We start from the raw sequence: 5,910 nt of genomic DNA on the forward strand, positions 1-5,910 counted from the left end.
GTTCAAGATGGCCGGCACCGGCTCCAAGCAGGAAGACCAGATCATCACGGTGGCGCTGGAGAAGGCCACCGGCACCAAGTTCATCTACGTGCCGTTCAAGGGCGGCGGGCGGAGCGCTGCACTTCGGGTTTCACGGCATACACATGAACGATGGGGACTCCATGGAGCACGACGAGAATTCAGCAGACGGGCCGGTGCGCACCGGCGTAGCGACCCACGTGGTCGAGGCCGTGGTCGCGCTGGTCCTGGTGGCCATCGGCCTGGTGGTGATCTACGAGAGCCAGAGGCTGGGCTCGGGCTGGACCAGCGACGGTCCGGGCGCGGGGTACTTCCCCTTCTACATCGGCGTGATCATCACGATTTCCGGCGCCGGCATCCTGTACCAGGCATTGCTGGGCAAGAACCGGAAGACCGAGGTCTTCGTCGACTCGGTGCAGCTCAAGCGCGTGCTGTCGGTGCTGCTGCCGGCCACGGTGTACGTGGGGGCGATCTCGCTGCTCGGCATCTACGTGGCGTCGGCGATCTACATCGCGCTGTTCATGGTGTTCCTGGGCAAGTACTCGTGGGTGAAGAGCGCCATTGCGGCGCTGGTCGTCAATACGGTGTTCTTCTGCATGTTCGAGGTGTGGTTCAAGGTGCCGCTGTTCAAGGGCGCACTCGATCCTCTCCGGTTTCTCGGCTACTGAATCTCACGGAGCAAACGCGAAATGGATGAAATCAGTGCCCTGATGCAGGGCTTCTCGGTAATCCTCACGCCGATGAACATCGGCCTGATGTTCGTCGGCATCATCCTGGGCGTGCTGATCGGCGTGCTCCCGGGCCTGGGCGGCGCCAACGGGGTGGCGATCCTGCTGCCCCTCACGTTCACGATGTCGCCGACCTCGGCGATCATCATGCTGTCGTGCATCTACTGGGGTGCGCTGTTCGGCGGGGCCATCACCTCCATCCTGTTCAACATCCCGGGMGAGCCGTGGTCGGTGGCCACCACCTTCGACGGCTATCCGATGGCGCAGCAGGGCAATGCGGGCGCCGCGCTGACCACCGCCTTCACCTCGTCGTTCGTGGGCGCGCTGCTGGCGGTGATCATGATCACCTTCCTGGCGCCGCTGGTGGCCAAGTTCGCGCTCAAGTTCGGCTCGCCCGAATTCTTTGCGGTGTACCTGCTGACCTTCTGCAGCTTCGTGGGCATGGGCAAGGGCTCGMCGTTCAAGATCCTGGCGTCGATGGCGCTCGGCTTCGCGCTGGCCAGCGTGGGCATGGACACCGTCACGGGCCAGCTGCGGCTCACCTTCGGCCAGCCCGAGCTGATGCGCGGCTTCGACTTCCTGATTGCGGTGATCGGCCTGTTCGGCATCGGCGAGATCCTGCTGTCGATGGAAGAGGGCCTGAAGTTCTCGGGCAAGAGCGCGAAGATCGATCCGAAGGTGGTGCTGCAGACCTGGAAGCAGCTGCCGCAGTACTGGGTGACTTCGCTGCGCAGTTCGCTGATCGGCATCTGGATGGGCATCACGCCCGGCGGCGCGACACCGGCTTCGTTCATGGCCTATGGCCTGGCCAAGAAGATGTCCAAGCGCGGCTCCAAGTTCGGCACCGGCCAGATGGAAGGCGTGGTGGCCCCCGAGACCGCGGCGCACGCCGCGGGCACCAGCGCGCTGCTGCCGATGCTGGCGCTCGGCATTCCGGGTTCGCCCACCGCCGCGGTGCTGCTGGGCGGCCTGCTGATCTGGGGCCTGCAGCCCGGCCCGCTGCTGTTCGTCGAGCAGAAGGACTTCGTCTGGGGCCTGATCGCCAGCATGTACCTGGGCAACATCGTGGGCCTGATCGTGGTGCTGAGCACGGTGCCGCTGTTCGCCTCGATCCTRCGCATTCCGTTCTCGATCATTGCGCCAGTGATCATCGTGATCTGCGCCATTGGCGCCTACACGGTGCACAACGCGATGCTCGACATCTGGTTCATGCTCGGCTTCGGCGTGGTGGGCTACCTGTTCAAGAAGCTCGACTTCCCGCTGGCGCCGCTGGTGCTGGCGCTGGTGCTCGGCGACAAGGCGGAAGACTCGTTCCGCCAGGCCATGCTGGTCTCGCAGGGCGACGTGACGATCATGTTCTCGAACCCGCTGGTCGGCGGCATCACCACCCTGGCGCTCGTGCTGCTGTTCTGGCCGCTCATTTCCAAGGTGCTGGCTTTCGTCAAGCCCAAGAAGCCCGACGAGTTCGCCGTCGAGCGCCCGGTGGACTGAACGGAGAACAACCACATGCCAGTGATCGCACTCACCCAGGAGATGGGTTCCCTTGCCAAGGACGTGTCGCTTCGGCTTGCCGAAACGCTCGGCCTCGCGGTCATGCGCCACGAGACGATCGAGCGCGTGGCCGACCGCATGCAGGTGCCGACCAGCTTCATCGGCCGCCTGCGCGACGGCAAGGCCGGTTTTGTCGAGCGGTTCACCGCCGACCGGCGCAGCCTTGCGCTCTACACGGCCGAGGAACTCTTTGCGCTGGCCGACCGCGGCAACGTGGTGCTGCGTGGCTGGGGCGCCACCTGCCTGCTGCGGCCGGTGCCGCACGTGGTGTGCGTGCGCATCACGCGCTCGATGAAGAAGCGGGTCGAATGGCTGATGGCGCACCTCGAAACCGACGATGCCGAGTTTGCCGAAGCCGAGATCCGGCGCAGCGACGACGCGCACGCCGCGCGCATGCATGCGCAGTTCGGCGTGACCTGGGGCGACCCGGTGCTCTACGACCTGGTGCTCAACACGGACCGCCTCTCGGTGGACAGCTGCGTGGCGCAGATCCGCGCGCTGGTGGAGCGCCCGGAGTTTGCCGAGACGCCGGCCTCGCGCGCGCTCCTGGCCAACATGGCGCTCGCGGCGCGGGTGAAGTCGGCGCTCAAGGACAACGAGGCGACCGGCGACATCCGCGTGACCGTCGAGGCCGACCAGGGCAAGGTCAAGCTGAGCGGCATCGTGCTCGATGCACAGGAGCGCGCGCTCACGCAGGAGGTGGCCTCCAAGGTCGACGGCGTGAGCGGCGTCGACAACGCGCTGCGCCTGATGACCGTTCCGCGCCGCTTCGCGTCGGCCAAGCAGACCTGAAAAAGGGCGCGCGAGCTAAATTTTTCCGCGCTTGCGCAGGCGGCTCAGGGTTTCTGCGGAGAGATTGAGGTACGACGCCAGCTCCTTGCTGGGAATGCGGTCTTCCAGCTCGGGGTGCTTGCGCATGAAGCGGTGCACGCGGCCGGGGGCGTCGAGCAGGTGCAGCGTGATGGTGTGCGCCATGATTTCGCTCATGCCGCGCATCACGCAGTATTCGAACAGTTCCTTGGTCTCGGGGTGGCGGTCCAGGAACGCGATCCACTCCTTCAGCGGCAGGCTGGCCACGCGCGCCTTGGTGACGCAGACGATGCCGTAGGGCGTGGGCGTGCCCAGCCGCAGCGCCGCATAGCTGGTTTCCATGTCGTGCGCATCGGCAAAGCGCAGGATCATTTCCTTGCCCTCGGGGTTGCTCACCACCCGCTTGAGGATGCCGTCGAGGATGAAGTACTGCTCCATCTCGCGCACGCCCTGGTGCAGCAGGAAATCGCCCTTGTTGCCGTCCACGATGACGAGATGGGTTTCCAGCTCGGCGCGCTCGCTCTCGCTCAGGTCCTTGAGAAGGATGTTCTGCCGGAGCTGCGCGCGAATGATGTTCTTCTCCGGGTGGTTTTCCAACAAGGTCATGGGTCCCGTCTTGCTCGAATGCGCAACAACAACTTCTGGTTCATCTGGCCGGTGCCGTTTTCCGGAAAGTTGACCGAGGTCAACGCCCGAAAGCATGCCCCCGAATCATAGTCCCGGCTCGGGCCTCGGCCATTCAACCAAGCAAGAAGGAGAGACATGTCTTCAGTAAGAACGGACAAAGAGGCATCCACCACCCTGGACGACGCCCTCAAGCCCAAGAACAGGGCAAACGACGGCGATGCGGTCGTGGTGGCCCTCAAGCACCCTGCCGACGAGGCATCGGCGGCGCACGAAACGACCATCGACGGCTTCCACCTGGTCATCGATGCGCTCAAGCTGAACGACATCGACACCATCTTCGGCCTGCCGGGCATTCCCATCACCGACCTCACGCGCATGGCGCAGGCCGAGGGCCTGCGGGTCATCTCGTTCCGCCACGAGCAGCATGCGGGCAACGCCGCCGCCGCGGCCGGCTTCCTCACGCAGAAGCCCGGCATCTGCCTGACGGTGTCGGCGCCCGGCTTCCTGAACGGCCTCACGGCGCTGGCCAATGCCACCACCAACTGCTTCCCGATGATTCTCATCAGCGGCTCGAGCGAGCGCGAGATCGTCGACCTGCAGCAGGGCGACTATGAAGAGATGGACCAGCTCGCGATCGCCAAGCCGCTGTGCAAGGCGGCCTTCCGCGTGCTGCATGCGCAGGACATCGGCGTGGGCATCGCACGCGCCATCCGCGCGGCGCTGTCGGGCCGCCCGGGCGGCGTGTACCTGGACCTGCCGGCCAAGCTGTTCGCGCAGACCATGGAGGCCGAAGCCGGCCGCCGCTCGCTCATCAAGGTGGTCGATCCCGCGCCGCGCCAGATTCCCGCGCCCGACGCGGTCAAGCGTGCGCTCGACCTGCTCAAGGGCGCCAAGAAGCCGCTGATCCTGCTGGGCAAGGGCGCAGCCTACGCGCAGGCCGATGCCGACATCCGCGCGCTGGTCGAGAAGACCGGCATTCCCTACCTGCCGATGTCGATGGCCAAGGGCCTCTTGCCCGACACGCATGCGCAGTCGGCCGCGGCCGCGCGCTCCTACGTGCTGCAGGAAGCCGACGTGGTGATGCYGGTGGGCGCGCGCCTGAACTGGCTGCTGTCGCACGGCAAGGGCAAGACCTGGGGCCAGGACAAGGGCGCCAAGCAGTTCATCCAGATCGACATCGCGCCGACCGAGATCGACAGCAACGTGGCGATTGCCGCGCCGGTGATCGGCGACATCGGCTCCTGCGTGGCGGCGCTGCTCGCGGGCGTGGATGCCAAGTGGGCCAAGCCGCCGGCCGAATGGACCGGCGCCATTGCCGAGCGCAAGGACAAGAACCTCTCGAAGATGGCCGTGACGCTGGCCGCACGGCCCTCGCCGATGAACTTCCACAGCGCGCTCAGCGTGATCCGCGACCAGGTGAAGGCGCGGCCCGACGCCATCGTGGTGAACGAAGGCGCCARCACGCTGGACTTCGCGCGCAGCATCGTCGACATGTACGAGCCGCGCAAGCGCCTGGACGTGGGCACCTGGGGAATCATGGGCATCGGCATGGGCTTTGCCGTGGCCGCCGCGGTGGTCACCGACAAGCCGGTGATCGCCATCGAGGGCGATAGCGCCTTCGGCTTCAGCGGCATGGAGGTGGAGACCATCTGCCGCTACAACCTGCCCATTTGCATCGTCGTGTTCAACAACAACGGCGTCTATCGCGGCACCGACGTGAACGCGAGCGGCACGCCCGACGTGGCGCCCACCGTGTTCGTGAAGAACGCGCGCTACGACAAGCTGATGGAAGCTTTCGGCGGCGTGGGCGTCAATGCCACCACTGCGGACGAATTGCAGAAGGCGCTGGCCGAAGCCGTGGCTTCGCGCCGTCCGACCCTCATCAATGCCGTGATCGACGAGACCGCCGGCACCGAAAGCGGCCGCATCACCAGTCTGAACCCCAGCACGGCGAAGAAGAAGTAACCCAGCACCCTCAAGGAGAACCTCAAATGAGCAACAAACCCCTCAACGGCATCAAGATCATCGACTTCACGCACGTGCAGGCCGGTCCGGCCTGCACCCAGATGCTGGCCTGGGTCGGCGCCGCCGTGATCAAGGTCGAGCGCCCGGGCGCCGGCGACGTCACCCGCAGCCCGCTGCGCGACATTCCGAACGTCGACGCGCTGTACTTCAC

At 65.7% G+C, this 5,910-nt stretch carries 6 protein-coding genes and 1 pseudogene; 6 read left to right on the top strand and 1 reads right to left on the bottom strand.

Features of this window, described 5'->3' with window-relative positions:
• The 4 genes and pseudogenes from AC1DOC_RS16055 to AC1DOC_RS16070 all read left to right on the top strand — a co-directional run.
• Positions 1-139 (top strand): annotated as a pseudogene (locus tag AC1DOC_RS16055) (tripartite tricarboxylate transporter substrate binding protein); the annotation flags it as partial.
• Positions 140-161: 22 nt separating this feature from the next.
• Positions 162-686, top strand: coding sequence for a tripartite tricarboxylate transporter TctB family protein (locus AC1DOC_RS16060; protein ID WP_027729803.1), 525 nt, complete (start codon positions 162-164; stop codon positions 684-686).
• Positions 687-707: 21 nt separating this feature from the next.
• Positions 708-2,237 (top strand): tripartite tricarboxylate transporter permease, encoded by a 1,530-nt coding sequence (locus AC1DOC_RS16065; RefSeq protein WP_478130072.1) that lies wholly within the window; start codon positions 708-710, stop codon positions 2,235-2,237.
• A 15-nt stretch (positions 2,238-2,252) separates the two neighbouring features.
• A complete protein-coding gene (locus AC1DOC_RS16070; protein ID WP_027729802.1) occupies positions 2,253-3,089 on the top strand; it encodes a cytidylate kinase family protein in 837 nt (278 codons plus the stop codon).
• A gap of 15 nt (positions 3,090-3,104) precedes the next feature.
• Here AC1DOC_RS16070 and AC1DOC_RS16075 read toward each other — a convergent pair whose 3' ends face one another.
• On the bottom strand, positions 3,105-3,713 hold the full coding sequence (locus tag AC1DOC_RS16075) for a Crp/Fnr family transcriptional regulator (protein ID WP_015867259.1): 609 nt from the start codon (positions 3,711-3,713) through the stop codon (positions 3,105-3,107).
• A gap of 156 nt (positions 3,714-3,869) precedes the next feature.
• On the opposite strand from AC1DOC_RS16075, the gene oxc reads away from it, so the two are divergent.
• On the top strand, positions 3,870-5,699 hold the full coding sequence (gene oxc, locus AC1DOC_RS16080) for an oxalyl-CoA decarboxylase (RefSeq protein ID WP_478130073.1): 1,830 nt from the start codon (positions 3,870-3,872) through the stop codon (positions 5,697-5,699).
• Positions 5,700-5,725: 26 nt separating this feature from the next.
• On the top strand, positions 5,726-5,910 hold a 185-nt coding region (locus tag AC1DOC_RS16085), incomplete at its 3' end, for a CoA transferase (RefSeq protein ID WP_478130074.1).

Source organism: Variovorax sp. 01T439_2 (assembly GCF_056398445.1).